The following is a 19,571-nucleotide window of genomic DNA, read 5'->3' as shown; positions in this document are numbered from 1 at the left end:
ATTTTTGAAGTATTTAGTTTCTAATCTCATTTGTGAATGGTTAATCTTCAACAATCGGACACTCTTCTTAAGTAAGGAGGTGTTTTTTTTACTAAGCAGTATAATGGAATAGCCAAATAAAATACAAGTGACATATGAGGTTCGTTTATCAATTACTCTTTAGTTGAAAAAGATTAGAAACAAGTTTGATTAAGCTGAATGGGCAATTATTAAAGTGAATTTTATTCTATAATTGGGCACTTATCCAAATCGGGATAGTGTCTTATTTAATGGAAAGTTAAAGTGAATGTTTATGATTTGAAATGAAATGGCTCAGTTTCTGTTTACCAATGTGCGGGTAAAGTCCAAAGTCGTACGACTTAAAATGTACATATGTTCAGCCAAATATACGATTCCTCTTTATTTCTTATTTGTTACAATGTGGAAAAATAACAAACCTATAGAACATAAGGAGGGACTTATGAATGTTTCCAGGAACTCTATATGAAACACATGTTCAAACAAAAAATTTAGAAACAGCAATAGAATTCTATAAAAAACTAGGATTAGATCTAGCCCATTATATTGAAGAGCGCCGTGCAGCATTCTTTTGGTTTGATAAAAATAAAAAGAGAGAACAGATGCTTGGCGTTTGGGAGGTTTCAGAAGAAAATTTTCATAAAAGCCACTTTGCATTTAAGATTAGCTATGAGGATATCATACTTGCCAGAGAATGGCTTCTTGAAAAAGGTATTAGTCCAAGGCCAGCTTTTGGGCTTGAACCCTCTGAACCCATGGTTCATACTTGGACACCTTCTGCTAACCTCTACTTTTATGATCCAGACGGAAATTCTTTAGAATTTCTTTGTTTACTTCCCAAAAAGAAGAATGTGGAACGAGATGTCATGTATTTAAGTGAATGGGAAAATATCAGAAGTGATGGATAGGATAAAAAATCATTATTATCGAAATTCTAATCAAAATCGTTAAATTATTACTCATGTTTTTTCAAAGTGCAACTGGACAAAAATTGCTGGTATCACCACGGGTAACATGTCGGGTTATACAAGGCAATTTTAATGTCAGCTGTTGCGTTTTTGATTTTTGATTTACCAAGATTGGCATAAATGGTTTGAAAAATATTGAACAGCATTTTCAATAAATCTAAATGCTCAGAGAGGAAATTCTCTGAGCATTTATTATTCAATTCCTTCGTGTAACCTTGATGGATGAATATGGTGTTATCAAAAACTTCTTATTATTTGAATGCGGCACAATAAGACCTTACTTTATTATCCATCATTTATAAGATACTATGGAGAGGAATACAGCGTTTGCCACATAAACTTCCTATGAATTTAATGGTACAGATAAACAGATGATAAGAACTGGAACAAGTGTAAGTGAAAGTATAATTTTAAGATGTTATTTATTGGAATGTATTTTCCCTTCAAATGATCCTGAATCAGTTGAACAAGCATGTTAATTATAAATTTTCGATAGATTTGTGAGTGAAAACTCTTGATATTACATAAAAGACAAAAAGAAGAGAAGGAGATACTATGACAAATAAAAAAGAAAAAAAAACAGGATGGAACTTCGACAACAGTTACGCCAATCTGCCGAAATCATTTTTTGCCAGCGTAAATCTTAACCCTGTAAGTTCACCGAAATTGATTATTTTTAATGAACCTTTGGCAGCATCGCTTGGGTTAAACATACAGGCGCAAAAAAGCGAAGATGGAGTAGCGACGCTTGCCGGCAACGAGATTCCTGAAGGTGCTTTGCCTCTGGCTCAAGCTTATGCAGGGCATCAATTCGGCCACTTTACCATGTTAGGGGACGGACGGGCCATGCTGCTTGGTGAGCAAATCACTCCCCATGGTGAGCGGGTTGATATTCAGTTAAAGGGGTCAGGCAGAACACCATATTCCCGCGGTGGCGATGGAAGGGCTTCACTTGGACCTATGCTGCGAGAATACATCATAAGCGAAGCCATGCATGCGCTGGATATTCCTACCACTCGCAGCCTGGCAGTGGTGACAACCGGTGAACCGGTAATTCGCGAAACTGAGTTGCCTGGTGCGATTTTGACCCGAGTGGCTGCCAGTCACTTGCGCTTCGGAACTTTTCAATATATTGCAAAATGGGGATCAGTCGAGGAACTCCGGGGTCTTGCTGATTATGCACTTAAGCGTCATTTTCCAGAAGTTGATGAGGATGAGAGCAGATATCTTTCTCTGCTTCGGGAAGTAATTAAGCGTCATGCCATGCTGATTGCCAAGTGGCAGCTGGCTGGCTTTATTCACGGAGTGATGAACACAGACAACATGACCATAAGCGGAGAAACCATTGATTATGGTCCTTGCGCATTCATGGATGCCTATGACCCGGAAACGGTATTCAGTTCGATTGACATTCAAGGCAGGTATGCCTATGGAAATCAGCCGTATATTGCCGGGTGGAATCTTGCTAGATTTGCGGAAACCTTATTGCCGCTGCTGCATGCCGATCAGGAGGAAGCCGTACAGCTTGCGCAGGACGAAATTTCAAATTTTATTGAGCTGTACCAACGAAATTGGCTTGCAGGAATGAGAAGGAAACTGGGATTATTTAATGAAGAGATTCAGGATGAAGCCCTTATAAACGACCTCCTGAAGCTGATGCAGAAGCATCGCGCTGACTATACCAATACATTCCTTGCATTAACTTTTGATAATGCGGAGGGTACGATGCTGTTTGGCACTGAAGAATTTGCTGATTGGCATAAGCAGTGGCAGGATAGACTTGGAAGGCAGGAGGAACCAAAAACCATCTCGCAGCAATTAATGCGCAGAAGCAATCCTGCAGTGATCCCCCGCAACCATCGAGTAGAAGAGGCATTAGATGCTGCTGTAAAACAAGGAGACTACAGTGTGATGGAGAGGCTTCTAGGTGTACTTTCCAGCCCGTACGCGCACTCTCCTGAACAGGCCGATTACTGCACACTTCCGCCGGAATCATCAAGTCCCTACAAAACTTTTTGCGGTACTTGACATCAAGAATAGGCATGGAATTTTAAGATGAAACAATTTATGGAATCTGATCATCAAGTTTCTATATTTTTTCAACAATTAGGCGCTTATCCAAAGCAAGGATTGCGCTTTTTTGATGGAATAAAATAGTGAAGAAATCGTTTGATTTTGAAATAATCAGTAAAACGATTAGGATGAATGAACAGGCTGCGTTAAACTTGGTATGGAAGAGATTGTTTATTTTTTGCAAAAGGTCGCCTCAATAAGTTGTTTGTGCTGTTATAAACTATATACTTACACATAGGTTCGTACATATTATAAGAAAACAGAACATAAAAACCGTCCGTATATCCGAACGGTCTATATTATAGTTAAATAAAATCACATTTACACAATTTTATATTTTGGGGTTACCCTTTCAAAATGGGGATTTTCACCATTTACCATCAGTCCCATACCCCAGTCAAAATGTTCATTGCTTGTCGGGAAATCGGATGCATCCCGGTATTGGAAAAGGATATTTCTTCTCGTGCGATTACTTTTGTTAACATCCGAACCGTGAATGGTTAAGTAATTAAAAAACAACACATCGCCTGCTTCAGCTGGACATAATGTTCCTTCTGAAATCGGGTATTCCTTTTGATTTAAATAATGACTTCCTATATGAGGAAGAGCCCCTTGTTTATGTGATTCAGGAATGACACGCAGACAACCGTTTTCTTCATTGCTGTTATCTAAATGGACACTTGCAGCTAACATGGTATGGTTTTCGTGCGGAAAATAGGGATAATCTTGGTGCATAGGGAAAGCGGCACCATTTTCAGGCGGTTTTACAAGCATTTTTGAATGATGAAGCTGCACATTCGGTCCGATGATTTGTTCCAATACAGCACGCATATTCGGATGAGTCAACGCTCTTAAAAATACATGATCATGATAGTGAATATTATGAAAACCTTTTAATACTAGTCTTTTTAATTTTTCCTTTGGCAAATAGTCACCATCCCATGTGGCATTATGATCCTTTTTCGCCTGTACTGCTCGCTGGATGATATTATCGACGCCAGTACGCATTTCTTCAACTTCCTGCTGATTAAATACTCCTTTTACCAACAAATACCCCTGATCTTTGTAAAAATCTACATCACTAGATTGAATCATTTTCCCCAGCCTCCTTTATAGTTGTAAAAATTGACTTTATCTTCACAATTATTATAATAATGTTAATCCTTTTCTGTATTTGAATAAAACCGCCATTTTTTTGTCTGATTCCGCCATTATTAAATAAATGAGGGGATAGCTATGTATCTTGTAAAGGAAAGTGTTACCCGATTAAATCAACATTTAGTATTAACTGGACAGGGAGCATCTTTTCGTATTAATTATTGGGGAGTCGATTCACAATTGACATACAACCCGGTCCATCGGCATTCATCGTTTGAGGTTTGTTATGTTCTAAATGGAGAGGGAACTTATATAGACGATGGGAATATCTATTCTCTCTATCCAGGTACCTTGTTTTATTCACGACCAGGGATCACACATCAAATATTAAGTGAAAAGGGTCTTTTCTTGTTATTTGTTTGTTTTGAGGTTGACGAGAGGCGTTCATCAAGAGAATATATAAAGCATTATCTTTCACTGGCACAGCAGGATCATGTTTTGATTCATAATGGAGATAATTCTTCTACTGCAACTCTTTGGAAAACACTCCTCGTACCCATTCAAGAGCAATGGGCAGTATCGTCTGACACATTGCCAAACTTAGCTCATACTCTGCTGGTCTCCTTTCTTAACTTGTTTCTTAATCATAAAGATACCTATAAAAATAACATGAATCTTCCACATTTTATCTTGCAGCAGGCAAAAAATTTTATAATTGACAATTTGGAAAAAGAATTGTCATTAGAAATGGTTGCTCAATATCTTAACGTTTCAACTAGACACCTGTCCCGGTTATTTTCTACAGGAATACATGAGAACTTTATTACATTTATTCGAAAGGAGCGTGTCAAACAAGCTGCTTATCTATTAAAATCGACAAACCTTCCAATAAAAGAAATTGCAGAAGCGACAGGATTTGGAAGTGTCCATTATTTTACAAGAGTTTTTCAAAAGGAAACAGGGCTCCCGCCTGGACGATTCCGAAAAACAACCAACTAGAAATATATCTTTATTTTGAAATGGAAAACACTGATGCTATTAAAATTCTGAAAATTGACAATCGTGTGAAATTAAACTATCCTTTATATCGATAGTTATTGGGGACGGTTCAAGTAAATAAAGACTTTAATGTTAAAGCGGGCATTAAGATGCTTCCATCATTGAAATGGGAACGCTTCCAATTGAAAGGATTCCATGGCATGTATAAAATGCGAGATGCTGCAAAATTGGCGAATACATCCAAGAGCAAGGTTTCACGGATTCTTGAAGCTGGATTGGATATTGTTTGTAAAGAACCAGGGTTCTAAGGTGTGTTAATGGTTTTCATATTATGGTCTAAATAAAACAGGATCTCTTGAAGATAGAAATGAACATTAAAAAAGGTCCTTTCAAAAACAGATAAGTATAAATTATTTACCTAATGGAGGATTGAAAAGAGTGCAGATTGCAAATTATAAACAATCGATTGATCTGAAAATGCTTCAAGAGACGATTTTTGAGGATATTAACGTTTCTGTTAAATTAACTAATAAAGAAATAGAAAACCTGCCATTAAAACATTCGGTGATAAACGATGGTAATGAAGAGTTATTTTCAGAATATTACTTTGCTGATGAAAAGGATGAAGTGCTTTTATCTTTGAGTTTCAAAATGGAAGACGAAATATTGTTAGCTACTGTAAAGGCAGAGGTTAAGAATGGGAGAATTCAAAATAGACATCATTACTTTGCTCCTGAAGATTGTATTACGATCAAAATTGGAAATTTACCGGGAATGGAAGGCTTATTAGGACATTATCAACATAAAGACTGGTGGACAAGACCTTGTTTTAATACGGATTTTAAGCAACTTCCGGCCAGAACCCAGTCTTTGCTTTGGAAAACTGAAAAAAGCTTCTATTACTTATTGCCTGTAGTAGATAAAGATTATCGTACAGAACTTTCTGGCAATGGATCTGCGCTTGCCATTACATTATCGTCTTATAAAGGCGGATTTGATCAATGTGAAACACTATCCTTTGTGCTGGGAGCATCAAAGGATCCGTTTTCTCTAGCAAAACAGACAGTCCAAAAAGGGATTGAATGTCTAGGGTATCCAACTTTACGACGCGAGTATAAACGTTATCCGAAAGTGTTAGATTTCCTTGGATGGTGCAGTTGGGATGCTTTTTACCAAAATGTGAATGAAACAGGACTAAATGAGAAAATGGGTGAACTTCACGAAAAGAAGCTTCCCGTAAAATGGATCATGATAGATGATGGGTGGCTGACCATCGAGGAAAACCGCTTAACTTCTTTCGAAGCGGATCTTGAAAAGTTTCCCGAAACTTTAAGAAATACGACTGAAATGTTGAAGGGAAAATACAATGTCAATTGGGTCGGGGTATGGCATACTATTGCTGGGTATTGGGGTGGTGTACATCCTGATAGCCAACTGGCTAAAGAGATGGAGCAATATTTATATCGAACAAGCAGCGGAAAACTAGTTCCATATCCTGTAACGGAGAAAGGATTTGGTTTTTGGAATGCATGGCATGCCAGGCTTAAACAACAGGGAATTGATTTCGTTAAAGTTGACAGCCAAAGCGCGGTAAATAATTTTCTTATGTATCAAGAATCAATCGGTGAGTCAGCTCGAGCAGCACATATGGCTCTAGAAGCTTCAGCAGGCATACATTTCGATCAATGCGTAATTAATTGCATGGGAATGAGTGCAGAAAACATTTGGAATCGTCCGATTTCATCTGTTTCCCGAAATAGCGATGATTTTGTTCCTGGTGAAGAAATAAGTTTCAAAGAACATGCCTTACAAAATGCCTATAATTCATACTATCATAGCCAATTTTATTGGGGTGATTGGGATATGTTCTGGACAGAGCATGATGAAGGTGTACAAAACTCAGTGTTAAGAGCGGTAAGCGGAGGGCCAATCTATTTTAGTGATCGTGTTGGTGAGACGGATGCTGAGAAACTCTGGCCATTAATTTTTAAAGATGGAAAGATCTTAAGAGGAGATCAACCAGGTCTTCCAACAGCAGATTGCTTGTTTAACGATCCAAATAAAGAAACAGTTCCCTTAAAGATCTGGAATAAAGCAGGGAATGCAGGGATTATAGCAACCTTCAATGTACATTTAGAAGGAAAAGAAGTAAAAGGTTTCATAAGTCCTTCTAATGTAGTTGGTTTAATGGGAGAGACGTTTTTGATATATGATTATTTTAATCAAAAAACCATCATCATGAAACAGAATGACTCATTAGAGTTCAATCTTGAAAAAGAAGCTGTATCTTTGTTTATTGTGGTTCCGATTAAAGGAAATGTAACTCCTCTTGGACTAATAAATAAGTACCTCGTTCCAAAAACAATCTCTGAACAGTACTTTTTTGATAAAAAAACTGTTATTTCATTAAGAGAAGGTGGGGAATTTGCATTTTTCACCAAAGACTCAGTACAAGTTTTCATAAATGGCAAAGAAACGATAGCGAAGGAATTGGACGAAAATCTATTTATCCTTGACTGCACTCCAATGGATGAGATCCTTATTGAAATAATAGAGTCATAACTTATATTTACGAAAGAAGGAACATAAATGTGAAGATAATGGTAGTTTTTATGGAGTGGATCTGGAAACTTATGTACCTGAACATAGTTTGGATCCTGTTTTCCTTACCGATAATAACCATCATTCCTGCAACATTTGCTATGTTTTCAATTGTGGGAAAATGGTTTCAGGATGAGGTGGAAACTCCGATTTATTCAACATTTACGAGTGAATTCAAAGCTTTTTTTAGCAAAAGTTATCCTCTGGGGATTGCCCTTATCGTCCTAGGTGCCTTTTTCGCAATAGACTTAATGATATTAAAAGATCAATATACTACAGTATTATTAACATTACGTTATGCCCTTATTTTCATGACCCTGTTTTATTTGATAGCGGCATGTTACAGTATACCGGTTTATTTAAAATACCGGCTTTCGTGGTATAAAACGTTATTCATTGCATTAATGCTCGGTGTGCGTCAACCCGTCATAACCCTTCTTATGCTATGTGGGTTGTTGTTGGTTGTTCTGTTGTTATTATTCGGCACAGGAATTGGGATATTGCTAATGGGAAGTTTGATCGCTGTTATATTCACTTTATCTGCTAGAAGAGGAATTCAAAAAATATAACTGAAATGAGTGAGGAAAACCTATTATAAATATGGCTTTCCTCTTTTTTGTTCAATTAAATACACAAATAGACGAAATATATAAAACTTTCAGAATTATATTGACACTGAAAGCGGTTTCATATAATAATAGAGTCAAGTCAACAAAACTCCATAAAAACACAACGATGAATTCCTCTAAAAGTCACATCATGATCATTCAAAATTTTAGTCATACAAACGGTAACAGAGCAACAGGGATTTGCGGTTAATAATGATTACTTATTAAATTTCATTGGGAGGGTAAGGAATGAAAACAGCAAAAACGTCAAAAATGTTCATTGCGTTTATTGTAATCCTAAGTTTATTGTTGTCTGCTTGTTCAAGCGATGCAACAGGGGGGAAAAGTGAGAAAAATAGTGAGGGTAAGGTAGTTATTGATTTTTGGACGTTTTGGGGATCAGAAATAAGACGGCCGGTAATTGAGAAAATTATAGAAGACTTTAATAATTCCCAAGATGATATTGAAGTAAAGCATACATATCTACCGTTTGGAGATATTTGGACGAAAAACTTGGCGTCAATCGCTGCAGGGAAACCAGCAGACATAATTATCAATGACATAAATCAAGTAGCTCATCGTGCTAAAAACAACCAGACTACAAACCTTGCAGAATATATTGAGAAGGATCCAGAAGTGAAAGATCGATTCTTCCCTGAACTATACAATGCTTCACTTTACAAAGGTGACCCATACGCATTGCCATTTAATACCGATACGAGAATGCTTTTTTATAACAAAGACATGTTTAAAGAAGCTGGTCTTGATCCAAATAAACCGCCTGCTACTTGGGAAGAACTGCAGGAATATGGTAAAAAGCTTGATGTGAAAAATGGAAATAAATACGACCGAATTGGTTACTTGCCGAACTATAAAATGGGTGCAGAAGTTTGGATGGTCAATGCGGATGGAAAGAGTTACTGGGATTATGAAAAATCAAAAACCATTATTAATGATAAATCGAATATAGAAGCATTGAAATGGTTTAAAGATTATTACGACTACTACGGTTCTGATGTGATAAATAGTTTCCAGGCAGAATTTGGCGAAGAAACAGCGGATCCATTTATTGGCGGGAAACTTGCTATGACAACCGAGCAAACAAACTTCTACACAAAAATTAGAGATTATGGTGAAAATATTAATTTTGGTATAGCACCTCTGCCAGAAAAGGAACCTGGAAATGGTCAGACAAGCTGGGGAGGGGGATTTGTTGCTGAAATTCCAAAAGGAGCAAAGCACCCTGACGAAGCCTGGGAATTCTTAAAGTACTTAACAGATGTACAAGCTCAAGAACATTGGGCTGTAAAAGGCTTTGATAATGTGGCTAACATTGAAGCTTCAGAAAAGGCAGCGCAAAACCCCGAGTTTTCTGAGGATGGGAAGATGGTATATGAGGCGTCCGTGAAAAACTTGGAACAGACGATTATAACACCAGTTCCTTTAGAAGCTCCAGATTATACAAATTTGATTAACCCTGAATTAGAGAAGGTTCTCTTAGGTGAAAAGACGCCAGAAGAAGGCTTGGATGATGCACAAAAGGCTGTCGAACAATTTGTAAAAAATAATAATTAAATAGACTCTAGGGAGTGAAGGAGCTCTTCACTCCCCTAATAGTTTAACCACCTTCTTGAGGAAAGGGCTGAGCTAGATGTACTCAAATACAGAAAAAAACTTACAAAATAAGCCAGCTTTGAAGAAGCCAAAGCGAGCATATTCGATGAAACAAAAAGAAAGTCTACAAGGTTACATGTTTATAGCCCCTTGGCTGATTGGATTTTTATTCCTGACTGCCGGTCCATTGCTATTTTCTTTATATGGCAGTTTTACGAATTTTAATATTACATCAAATTTAAATTTCATCGGCTTGGATAATTATATTCGAATGTTTAAAAATGATGGGCTCGTTTGGACTTCCCTTTGGAATACATTGTATTACGTTGCAATCTCGGTACCGTTAACAACGGCCGGAGCGGTCTTGCTGGCTGTACTTTTAAATCAGAATATACCGGGTACAAGGTTATTCAGAACGATCTATTATCTCCCCGCAGTATTATCAGGAGTTGGCGTGTACTTGCTATGGATGCAGCTTTTAAGCCCTTCTTCAGGATTAGTTAATATCCTGCTATCGTGGTTTGGTATTGAGGGACCTGCATGGCTGGCAGATCCGGCATGGACTAAACCAGCACTTATCTTTATGAAATTGTGGAGCTTAGGCGGAGGGATGCTTCTTTATTTAGCAAGTCTCCAGGGAGTATCCAAATCGTTATATGAAGCTGCTGAAATCGACGGCGCCAATGCTTTTCGAAGGTTTTTTCACATTACCCTGCCAATGATAACACCGATCATTTTCTTTGATCTTGTGACAAGTTTCATTGGAGGTTTCCAAGTCTTTCAAGAGGCGTACGTAATGAGTGACAGCGGAAATGGCGGTCCGGCTAATTCACTATTATTCTATAACCTTCATATGTGGAATAAAGCGTTTGAAGTATTCGACATGGGATATGCCATGGCAATGTCATGGATCTTGTTCCTTATTATTCTAGTCTTAACTGTAATCAATATAAAACTTGCTCCGCGCTGGGTGCACTATGATGGGGAGGATCGAAAATGAGTGCCGTGATTCAACAGAAAAACAACTATTTTAAAAGTGTTACATTCAAAAGAAGAATGGTCAAAACGTTTGTCGCCATCATATTAATTTTGGGAAGTCTCCTGATTTTATCTCCTATCTGGTGGATGATTGCTACCTCACTAAAGAGTATGGAAGAAATTATGACATATCCGCCAACCTTTATACCGAAAGAATGGCATTGGGAGAACTATATAGATGCACTGCAGGCAGGTCCTTTTCTTAGATATACCTTTAATACCTTATTTATTACATTTTTTGTGGTAATTGGGAATGTGCTTTCAAACTCATTTATTGCCTATGGTTTTGCCAGAATCCATTTTAAGGGCCGAAATGTTTTGTTTGCAATCGTTCTTGCCACTATGATGATTCCGGGATTTGTAACATTGGTCCCGCAATATGTTCTTTATGCAAAGCTAGGCTGGCTGAATACATACCTGCCTCTTATTGTTCCAGCCTTTTTTGGAAGTGCCTTTAACATCTTTTTGTTGCGGCAGTTCTTTTTAACAATACCGAACGAGCTGATTGAAGCAGCAAAAATCGATGGTGCCAACCACTTATATATTTGGTGGAAGATATTTATTCCTCTTGCAATGCCAGCAATCGCAACTGTTGCCATTTTTTCTTTTAATGGAGCATGGAATGACTTCTTAGGTCCGCTTTTATTTTTAAATGACGAAACAATGTATACCTTGCAACTGGGTCTCCAAGTATTTAAAGGACAAAATGCAACCCAGTGGAACCTTCTAATGGCCGGGTCCTTGATGGTATTACTTCCGGTAATTGTCTTATTCTTTATTTTCCAGCGTTACTTTATTGAAGGTATGAATTTAACCGCAGGGTCTAAAGGGTAAACCGATTTTGAAATAATAGGATTTTTACTTATTTTATAGAATGGACTGTTTTTAAAAGCCAGTAGAATGGAGAGTCGGAATAAACATGGGTAATACACTTGCAATTATTCACACAACGCCTCTAACAGTGGAACCATTAAAAAAGCTAGCCGGAGATTTTTTGCCAAGCTATGATGTGATTAATTTTGTTGATGATTCGATCCTCCCGCAGTTAGCAAAAAACGGAGGGATGCTTGAAGAGGTAGAGGAAAGGCTGATTCAATATGCGAGGTATGCTGAACAAGCAGGGGCATCAATCATTTTAAACGCCTGCTCATCTGTCGGGGAGATCGTTACAAAAGCAAATGAACACGTAAAGGTCCCCGTTGTAAGAATTGATGAAGCCATGGCAGAAGAAGCAATCAACCACGGGAAAAGAATTGGAGTTATCGCAACCCTCTCTACCACATTGAAACCTACTGTAAAGCTCATTAAAGAAAAAGCAGGTGAGTGTAACAAAAATGTGGAAATTCAAGCCGTCCTTGCTGAAGAAGCCTACCAGCATTTAATAAGCGGCGACAAGGAAAGTCATGATGCCATTCTTGCTGTGGCCTTAACAAAACTTGCATCTGAGGCAGATATTGTTGTATTAGCCCAAGCTTCAATGGCACGGGTAGTCACAAAACTTCCTTTAAAACAGCAAGATATGTTTCTAACGAGTCCTGAGCTTGGGATGGAGCGGGTTAAAAAAATCATAGAAGGGCTTGCTTAAATGGCGAGTCTTCTTGGCATTGATATTGGCACAACACATTGCAAAGCGGGGCTGTTCAATTCTGATGGAGTGAGTCTCAAAATCGCAAAACGCCAAACCATCACCCACTATAATTCTGAAGGCCAAGCTGCTTACAAACCTGCGGAACTTTGGGAAACAGTAGCTTCAGCGATAAAAGAAGTGACAGAAAATACAAATGAAAAAATAATGGTTATTGGCGTTACAAGTATGGCTGAAACAGGACTGTTGGTTGATCGAAATACCGGGAAGCCCAAAACGGATTTCATTCCATGGTTTGACAGCAGGTCTATGATAGAAGCTCAATTCATTGAGCAGGGGGCGGATCTCTTTGAACGATTTCAGGCAACTGGCTTGCATAATAGTTATAAATACGGTTTAGCCAAATTATTGTGGTTGAAAAACAAAGATCCCGATGTAATAAAAGACGCCGTCTGGCTCTCAGCTGCCGATTATATCGCTTATAAATTGACAGGTAAATATGGAACAGATTATACATTAGCCGCAAGAACGTTTGCTTTTAGAATCGATCAAAAGGTTTGGGATATCCCGTGGGTTCGTTCCCTGGGTTTAGATGAAAACGTATTTCCAGGCGTAAGCCCAAGCGGAGTAAAGCTTGGAGAAATTCAATCAAGTGATCTGGAGAGCATTGGACTAGTAAAGGGAATTCCTGTTGCCGTATCGGGACACGATCATGTTTGTGCAGCATTAGCGGTGGGAGCGGTTGAGCCAGGTGTGGTTTTTGACTCAATTGGAACAGCAGAAACGATAGTAGGCACGCTTTATGAACAGAAGTTAGGTGAAAGGGAATACATATCCGGGCTATCATTTGGGTGTCATGTAGCAAAAAATCGAATGTTTTGGATGGGGGGACTTCCCAATTCTGGTGGATCGATTGAATGGGTGAGATCACAGCTTGGGGAAGAACCCATTACTTATAATGCAATTCAGAAGTTATTAAGCAAAGCAAAAAAAGGACCTACAGGAATTCTTTACTTTCCTTATTTAACAGGAAGCGGAGCGCCTAATCCTGATCCTCATGTAAAAGGTGCGTTTATTGGACTTGAAGCAAAACATAAAAGGCATGATTTATTAAAAGCGGTATTAGAAGGCACAGCTTTCGAAATGGAATGGGTTCGTGAAACTGCTGCGAATGTTACAGGATTACAGATAGACCGAATGGTTGTTGTCGGAGGAGGAACTAAAAATCTTCACTGGATGCAAATCAAATCAGATGTCTCCAGATGTCGTCTATTCATACCAGAAGAAACAGAGGCAACGTTATTAGGTGCTGCATTAACAGCAGCTATTGGATGTGGAATATATGCAGATGAAAAAGAAGGAGTTTCAAGTAGTAAGCCTAAAAACGGCAATGAAATTTCCCCAAACGTTGAACATCATATTATCTATCAAGACTTGTATAGAAATGGATATATAAGCCTGCAAAAATTAATAAGAACATATTCGCAAAACATATCCTTAGGAGATGAGTGACAAGTGAAAACAAAAGATGCAAACAATGTTTTAACCTTAAAAAAGATGTTGGAGAAAGCTGAAAAGGGTGGATATGCAGTTGGTTCGTTTGCCCCTAGGTATACGGATATGATCAGACCTGTTTTGTCAGCAGGTGAAAAAACACAATCCCCTTTGATTGTTCAAATTTCTCAAAAAGAAATGGAGAGATACGGAATCTCACCCTCTGAATTTGCTGGCGAATTTTATAAAGCGGTTGAAACTGAAAAGATCACTGTTCCAGTGGTTCTGCATTTAGATCACACAAAAGACCTATCAATTATTAAAGAGGCCATTAAAGCAGGGTTTACATCCGTTATGATTGATGCTTCAGAAAAACCCCTTGAAGAGAACATTGCAATCAGTAAAGAAGCGGCTGACTATGCTCATATGCAAGGGGTTTCTGTTGAAGCAGAACTTGGCAAGATTGGTACAACAGATTTCGTAGAGACAGATTCGGATGAAGAGCTGTATACCGATCCCCTTGAGGCCGAACGTTTTGTTAATGAAACGAAAGCAGACGCATTAGCGGTATCCGTTGGAACTGCCCATGGTGTTTACCTGGTAAGAAAGCCAAAAGTTGACTATGACCGGCTGCAGGCAATACGGGCATTAACCCCGGTTCATCTCGTTTTGCACGGTGGATCAGGAGTTCCAGCAGAAATGATTCAAAAAGCAACAAATCTTCGGAATGGCGGGATCAGCAAAGTGAATATTGCAACCGATTTGGAAGTCGCATTATTAGAGGCGCTTGGCAGGCAAGAGCGGATGACGAATGCCGAATGTAGATCACTTTCTGATAAGGAGTTAAATATCGCCAGAAAAGCAGTCGAAGCAACAGTCATTGATAAAATTGAAAACTTCCTTGGAAGCAATAAGAAAGCCCTCGATTTTTTATAAAAAAGGAAGGAAATTTATCGATGAATGCTATCTCCATTTCAAATACGAGGTGTAAGCGAAGATTTTTATGAAGCGTTTTACACACCTCCTGAACGAAATGACCTGATTATAATTTATGGCTGAATCCATTGATTACGTACACGCTTCTAAAAGCGGAAGAAAAAAAGGGTTCTATTGTATAATTCCCCTTTTATTACTTTTAGTAGAAAGAGGTGATTCTTTGATAAAAGTATTTGAGAACGTATACCTCTATCAGGATATCTGTAATGTATATGTTATTAAAAATGATAGAAATGCCGTATTGATTGATTTTGGCAGCGGGGATGTGCTGGATTCATTAGCTTCTATTGAGGTAGACCGAGTAACCGATGTTCTTATGACTCATCATCACCGAGATCAGGGACAAGGCTTACATCGGGCAAATCATATGGGTATTCAAGTATGGGTCCCAGAAACTGAACAATACTTATTTACAAATGCAGATGAGCATTGGCAAGCTCGTGAAGTCGATAACAACTACAACATGAGGCAAGATCGATTCTCCCTTTTAAACTCTGTCTCTATTACGGGAATCTTAAAGGATTACTCTGCACTGCATTTCGGCGGATATGATTTTACTATTTTACCTACGCCTGGTCACACGACAGGTTCGATAAGTGTTCTAACCGAAATAAATGGAACAAAGCTCGCATTTACGGGTGATTTAATCACTGCTCCTGGAAAGGTGTGGTCGATGGCAGCGACTCAATGGTCGTATAACGGAGCAGAGGGAGTTCCTTTAAGTATCTTATCTTTATTAGATCTGAAAGACAAAGCACCAGATGTTTTACTTCCGTCTCACGGAGATGTTATTTTGCATCCTGAAACAGCAATTGAACAACTCGTAGACCGATTTCGGGAACTATTGCGCTATCGAAAGCAAAATCCAAGGCTCTTTGAGTTAAGAAATAAACCATACGAGAACATCACCCCGCACTTACTGAAGAATCGAACAAGCCTCGCTAATTCTTACGTTCTTTTATCGGATAGCGGAAAAGCATTAGTGATTGATTTTGGCTATGACTTTATCGGCGGAATCGCATCAGGCAGTGACCGAGCGGCAAGAAGACCTTGGGCATATACGATACAAATGCTTAAGGAAGATTACGGCATTGATAAAATAGATGCAGCCATTCCGACCCATTATCACGACGATCATGTTGCGGGAATGAACGTATTGCGCGATGTAGAGGGGACAAGTATTTGGTGTCCTGAAAACTTTTCTTCCATCTTAGAAAATCCAAAAAACTATGATCTTCCTTGTCTTTGGCATGATCCCATTAAAGTGGATAAAATTCTGCCGCTTCAAACCACGATAGAGTGGGAAGAATACGAATTTAACCTTTATGAGCAGTCAGGCCACACACTGTACGCTGTTGCAATCGTCTTTGAAGTAGATGGAAAACGAGTATTAGCAATGGGAGATCAGTATGCTGGCGATGATTTGAATTATGTTTATCAGAATGGGTTTCGAATAGGGGACTATCGCCATAGTGCAGAACTTTACCGTAACATTCAACCAGACCTTCTGATTTCAGGTCATTCGGATCCTATTTTTGTTACAAAGGTGTTTTTGGATCAAATTTTAGAAAAGGGCCAGGCTCTAGAACGGCTTCATAAAGAATTGCTGCCGCTAGATGCAGTAAATTTGGGGGCGGGAGGAATTGGTGCGAAAATCACTCCATATCAAACTGCTGCACAAAGCGGGAAGCCGTTTAATGTGAAAATTGAAATTCAGAATCCTTTTTCTTCTGAAAATGAGGCCATGGTAAAAGTCGTCGTACCGGAAAGCTGGGATGTTCAAAACCAAGATACTTTAATTAAGTTAGGCAGCTTGGAAAGTAAAGTTATTTCGGCCGTAATCACTCCGCCGTCAGATATTGAAATACGAAGAGCCAGGATTGCAGCAGATGTAACAATAGGACATACACGTTTTGGACAGCTGGCTGAAGCGCTCGTTACAGTAAGTAATAAGAGTAGAAATAAAGGAGGTATTTAACGTGAAAGAACTTACATTAGAAAAAAAGAAACAAGCGTTGAAAACAAAAGATCAAACCTTACACATGATTGGTAATGCCCACTTAGATCCTGTTTGGCTATGGCAATGGCAAGAGGGATTTCAAGAAACAAAAGCAACCTTTCGTTCTGCTCTTGATCGGATGAAAGAATATGACGATTTTGTTTTTACTTCTAGTTCTGCGGCTAACTATGAATGGATTGAAAACAATGAACCAGAAATGTTTGAGGAGATAAAAGAACGAATCAAACAAGGTCGATGGGAGATTGTAGGCGGCTGGTGGGTTCAACCTGACTGTAATATTCCTGGTGGCGAATCGTTTGTACGTCAAGGTTTATACGGACAGCATTATTTTAAAGAGAAGTTCGGTGTGACAGCAAAAGTTGGGTATAACGTTGACAGTTTTGGTCATCATGGCATGCTGCCGCAAATTTTGAAAAAAAGCGGAATGGATCAATATATCTTTATGAGGCCGTCACCTCAAGAAAAGGGTCTTCCAAATCGATTGTTTTGGTGGGAATCAGATGATGGATCAAGGGTGTTGACGTATCGGATACCGTTTGAATACTGCACATGGGGAAAAGAGTTAGATCAGCATGTTCGGCGAACTGCAGGGGAAATAAGAGCTCCTTTTAATGATTTAATGTGTTTTTATGGGGTTGGGAATCACGGCGGCGGCCCTACTAAGGAAAATATTGAAAGCATTAGCAGGTTAAATGATGATTCAGATTTTCCAAAACTTGTTTTGAGCACCCCTAATCGATTTTTCGAAGAAGTATTGGAGAAAAACTTGCCATTCCCAATCGTACATGACGACTTTCAACATCATGCAAGTGGTTGTTATGCGGTACACTCCGGAATCAAGAAGTGGAACCGTGAAGCTGAAAATCTTTTATCCTCAGCTGAAAAATTTTCTGCAATTGCAAACTGGACTACAGGCCAGAAGTATCCATTTGATTATAATCTCGCATGGAAAAATGTCCTTTTTAATCAATTTCACGATATTTTGGCAGGAACAAGTCTTGAAGCAGCATATGAAGATGCCCGTAATATGCATGGAGAAGCAATGTCCATTGTCAGCCGCGGCCTAAACTATGCCATTCAGTCCCTATCCTGGCGCATTAATATTGAAGAAGAAGAAGGGATGAAACCAATTGTCGTCTTTAATCCGCATTCTTGGAGCAGCAAAGTAAACGTGGAACTTGAAGTTGGCGGGTTAAAACCAACGGATATATTGGTCGATGATGAAAGAAATCAGGTGGCTATGCAGACCGTTCAGTCTTGGGCAACTTCTGGCGGACGGTATCGTATAAGCTTTATGGCCGATCTTCCGCCATTGGGATACCGTGTATACAAGATTGTGAAACAAAACTCTGAGCACACGTTCCCAACGATTAAAGCGAATGATCATTTACTAGAAAATGAGAATTATAGAGTTGAAATTGATCCCAAGACTGGTTTTGTTACAAGTCTCTATGATAAGAACAAGAACCTGGAGCTGCTGGATGGTCCAGCTGCAAGACCGGTTGTGATCAATGATAAGAGTGATACGTGGTCACATAACGTTCTACAGTATAAAGAGGAGATTGGTGTGTTTACAGCGAAAAGTGTACAGCGTGTGGAACATGGTCCTGTTAAATCTGTGATTCGGGTAGTAAGTGAATATGGGAAATCAACTTTGATTCAAGATTTTGTAATGTACCGAGAAAAGAATCAAATTGATGTATCTGTCACGTTAAATTGGCAGGAGCAATTTAAAATGCTGAAATTAAAATTCCCTGTAAATTTGGTGTTTCGAAAAGGAACGTATGAAATTCCATACGGTCACATTGTAAGAGAATGTAACGGGGAAGAGGAACCTGGTCAAAGCTGGATCGATCTCTCCGGTACACATCAGCCAACAGGTGAAATGTATGGTCTTAGTTTATTGAATGATGGAAAATACAGCTTTGATATTCATAATAAAGAAATGAGTATTACCGTTCTCAGGAGCCCAATTTATGCACATCATGATCCACTGATCCCACAAGAAGAGGGGCATTATTCTTTTATTGACCAAGGTATTCAAAAGTTTACGTATTCTTTGTTTCCGCATGAAGGGAACTGGGAAACGGCAGGAACTGTACAGCGAGCTGCTGAATTAAATCAAAAACCGACAAGTATTATTGAAACCTATCATAGTGGAGTTCTTCCGCAAAAAGATTCATTCCTTTCTGTCGATGTTGATAATGTCATTGTTAGTGTTATTAAAAAGGCAGAGGAAAATGATGATATTATTATTCGCTGCTATGAGAGCACAAATCGTGCTGCAGAGGCAAAAATTGAATTGCCAAAATGGAATCGCACCATTGTAACTGGGTTTAAGCCCTGTGAAATCAAAACATTCCGTATACCAAAAGATCGGAATCAACCTGTAATTGAGACAAACCTCTTGGAGTGGACGGAGTAATGTGATGAAACTCAAAGAGATGAAACTCAAAGAG

The 19,571-nt window shown here is 38.7% G+C and carries 15 protein-coding genes; 14 read left to right on the top strand and 1 reads right to left on the bottom strand.

Annotation, left to right across the window (positions count from 1 at the left end; translation table 11 throughout):
* The first annotated feature begins 464 nt into the window (after positions 1-464).
* Positions 465-926 carry a VOC family protein gene (locus QLQ22_RS15190; RefSeq protein ID WP_252207094.1) on the top strand — a complete coding sequence of 154 codons (462 nt, stop codon included), beginning with the start codon at positions 465-467 and terminating at the stop codon, positions 924-926.
* A gap of 615 nt (positions 927-1,541) precedes the next feature.
* On the top strand, positions 1,542-3,014 hold the full coding sequence (locus QLQ22_RS15185; protein WP_284015116.1) for a protein adenylyltransferase SelO: 1,473 nt from the start codon (positions 1,542-1,544) through the stop codon (positions 3,012-3,014).
* A gap of 366 nt (positions 3,015-3,380) precedes the next feature.
* On the opposite strand, the gene QLQ22_RS15180 is transcribed toward QLQ22_RS15185, so the two are convergent.
* On the bottom strand, positions 3,381-4,154 hold the full coding sequence (locus QLQ22_RS15180) for a phytanoyl-CoA dioxygenase family protein (protein ID WP_284015115.1): 774 nt from the start codon (positions 4,152-4,154) through the stop codon (positions 3,381-3,383).
* Positions 4,155-4,295: 141 nt separating this feature from the next.
* On the opposite strand from QLQ22_RS15180, the gene QLQ22_RS15175 reads away from it, so the two are divergent.
* The 12 genes from QLQ22_RS15175 (at position 4,296) to QLQ22_RS15120 (ending at position 19,537) form a co-directional block, all read left to right on the top strand.
* Complete coding sequence (locus QLQ22_RS15175; protein ID WP_284015114.1) at positions 4,296-5,156, top strand: AraC family transcriptional regulator; 861 nt, start codon at positions 4,296-4,298, stop codon at positions 5,154-5,156.
* A gap of 149 nt (positions 5,157-5,305) precedes the next feature.
* Positions 5,306-5,464 (top strand): helix-turn-helix domain-containing protein, encoded by a 159-nt coding sequence (locus QLQ22_RS15170; protein WP_284015113.1) that lies wholly within the window; start codon positions 5,306-5,308, stop codon positions 5,462-5,464.
* Between the two features lie 130 nt (positions 5,465-5,594).
* Positions 5,595-7,718: a Sip1-related alpha-galactosidase gene (locus QLQ22_RS15165; RefSeq protein ID WP_284015112.1), complete on the top strand. Its 2,124-nt coding sequence runs from the start codon at positions 5,595-5,597 to the stop codon at positions 7,716-7,718.
* Between the two features lie 38 nt (positions 7,719-7,756).
* Positions 7,757-8,326, top strand: coding sequence for a YesL family protein (locus tag QLQ22_RS15160; RefSeq protein ID WP_284016845.1), 570 nt, complete (start codon positions 7,757-7,759; stop codon positions 8,324-8,326).
* A 288-nt stretch (positions 8,327-8,614) separates the two neighbouring features.
* Positions 8,615-9,940 (top strand): ABC transporter substrate-binding protein, encoded by a 1,326-nt coding sequence (locus tag QLQ22_RS15155; RefSeq protein ID WP_284015111.1) that lies wholly within the window; start codon positions 8,615-8,617, stop codon positions 9,938-9,940.
* A 145-nt stretch (positions 9,941-10,085) separates the two neighbouring features.
* Entirely contained in the window at positions 10,086-10,979 is an 894-nt protein-coding gene (locus tag QLQ22_RS15150; RefSeq protein WP_284015110.1) for a carbohydrate ABC transporter permease, read from the top strand.
* The gene (locus tag QLQ22_RS15145; RefSeq protein WP_284015109.1) at positions 10,976-11,851 is read left to right on the top strand and encodes a carbohydrate ABC transporter permease; all 876 of its coding nucleotides are present in this window, start codon (positions 10,976-10,978) and stop codon (positions 11,849-11,851) included. Before QLQ22_RS15150 ends, QLQ22_RS15145 begins: the two co-directional genes overlap by 4 nt.
* 85 nt (positions 11,852-11,936) lie before the next feature.
* Positions 11,937-12,602: an aspartate/glutamate racemase family protein gene (locus QLQ22_RS15140; RefSeq protein ID WP_284015108.1), complete on the top strand. Its 666-nt coding sequence runs from the start codon at positions 11,937-11,939 to the stop codon at positions 12,600-12,602.
* Entirely contained in the window at positions 12,603-14,114 is a 1,512-nt protein-coding gene (locus QLQ22_RS15135; RefSeq protein WP_284015107.1) for an FGGY-family carbohydrate kinase, read from the top strand.
* Between the two features lie 3 nt (positions 14,115-14,117).
* Positions 14,118-15,032, top strand: a complete 915-nt coding sequence (locus QLQ22_RS15130) for a class II fructose-bisphosphate aldolase (RefSeq protein ID WP_284015106.1) — start codon at positions 14,118-14,120, stop codon at positions 15,030-15,032.
* 220 nt (positions 15,033-15,252) lie between these two features.
* Entirely contained in the window at positions 15,253-17,070 is a 1,818-nt protein-coding gene (locus QLQ22_RS15125; RefSeq protein ID WP_284015105.1) for an MBL fold metallo-hydrolase, read from the top strand.
* Position 17,071: 1 nt separating this feature from the next.
* Positions 17,072-19,537: an alpha-mannosidase gene (locus tag QLQ22_RS15120; RefSeq protein ID WP_284015104.1), complete on the top strand. Its 2,466-nt coding sequence runs from the start codon at positions 17,072-17,074 to the stop codon at positions 19,535-19,537.
* Positions 19,538-19,571: the final 34 nt, after the last annotated feature.

Origin of the sequence: Metabacillus hrfriensis, from assembly GCF_030127205.1 — a bacterium.
Taxonomy (GTDB): Bacteria; Bacillota; Bacilli; order Bacillales; family Bacillaceae; genus Bacillus_P; species Bacillus_P dongyingensis.
Note: the sequence above shows the minus strand (reverse complement) of the source record. Positions and strands in the feature narration are given on the sequence as shown.

Bases quoted from the DNA above. Each gene is read 5' to 3' on its own strand.
- QLQ22_RS15190 (WP_252207094.1), top strand. From the start codon at position 465: ATGTTTCCAGGAACTCTATATGAAACACATGTTCAAACAAAAAATTTA.
- QLQ22_RS15185 (WP_284015116.1), top strand. From the start codon at position 1,542: ATGACAAATAAAAAAGAAAAAAAAACAGGATGGAACTTCGACAACAGT.
- QLQ22_RS15180 (WP_284015115.1), bottom strand. From the start codon at position 4,154: ATGATTCAATCTAGTGATGTAGATTTTTACAAAGATCAGGGGTATTTG.
- QLQ22_RS15175 (WP_284015114.1), top strand. From the start codon at position 4,296: ATGTATCTTGTAAAGGAAAGTGTTACCCGATTAAATCAACATTTAGTA.
- QLQ22_RS15170 (WP_284015113.1), top strand. From the start codon at position 5,306: ATGCTTCCATCATTGAAATGGGAACGCTTCCAATTGAAAGGATTCCAT.
- QLQ22_RS15160 (WP_284016845.1), top strand. From the start codon at position 7,757: ATGGTAGTTTTTATGGAGTGGATCTGGAAACTTATGTACCTGAACATA.
- QLQ22_RS15155 (WP_284015111.1), top strand. From the start codon at position 8,615: ATGAAAACAGCAAAAACGTCAAAAATGTTCATTGCGTTTATTGTAATC.
- QLQ22_RS15150 (WP_284015110.1), top strand. From the start codon at position 10,086: ATGAAACAAAAAGAAAGTCTACAAGGTTACATGTTTATAGCCCCTTGG.
- QLQ22_RS15145 (WP_284015109.1), top strand. From the start codon at position 10,976: ATGAGTGCCGTGATTCAACAGAAAAACAACTATTTTAAAAGTGTTACA.
- QLQ22_RS15140 (WP_284015108.1), top strand. From the start codon at position 11,937: ATGGGTAATACACTTGCAATTATTCACACAACGCCTCTAACAGTGGAA.
- QLQ22_RS15135 (WP_284015107.1), top strand. From the start codon at position 12,603: ATGGCGAGTCTTCTTGGCATTGATATTGGCACAACACATTGCAAAGCG.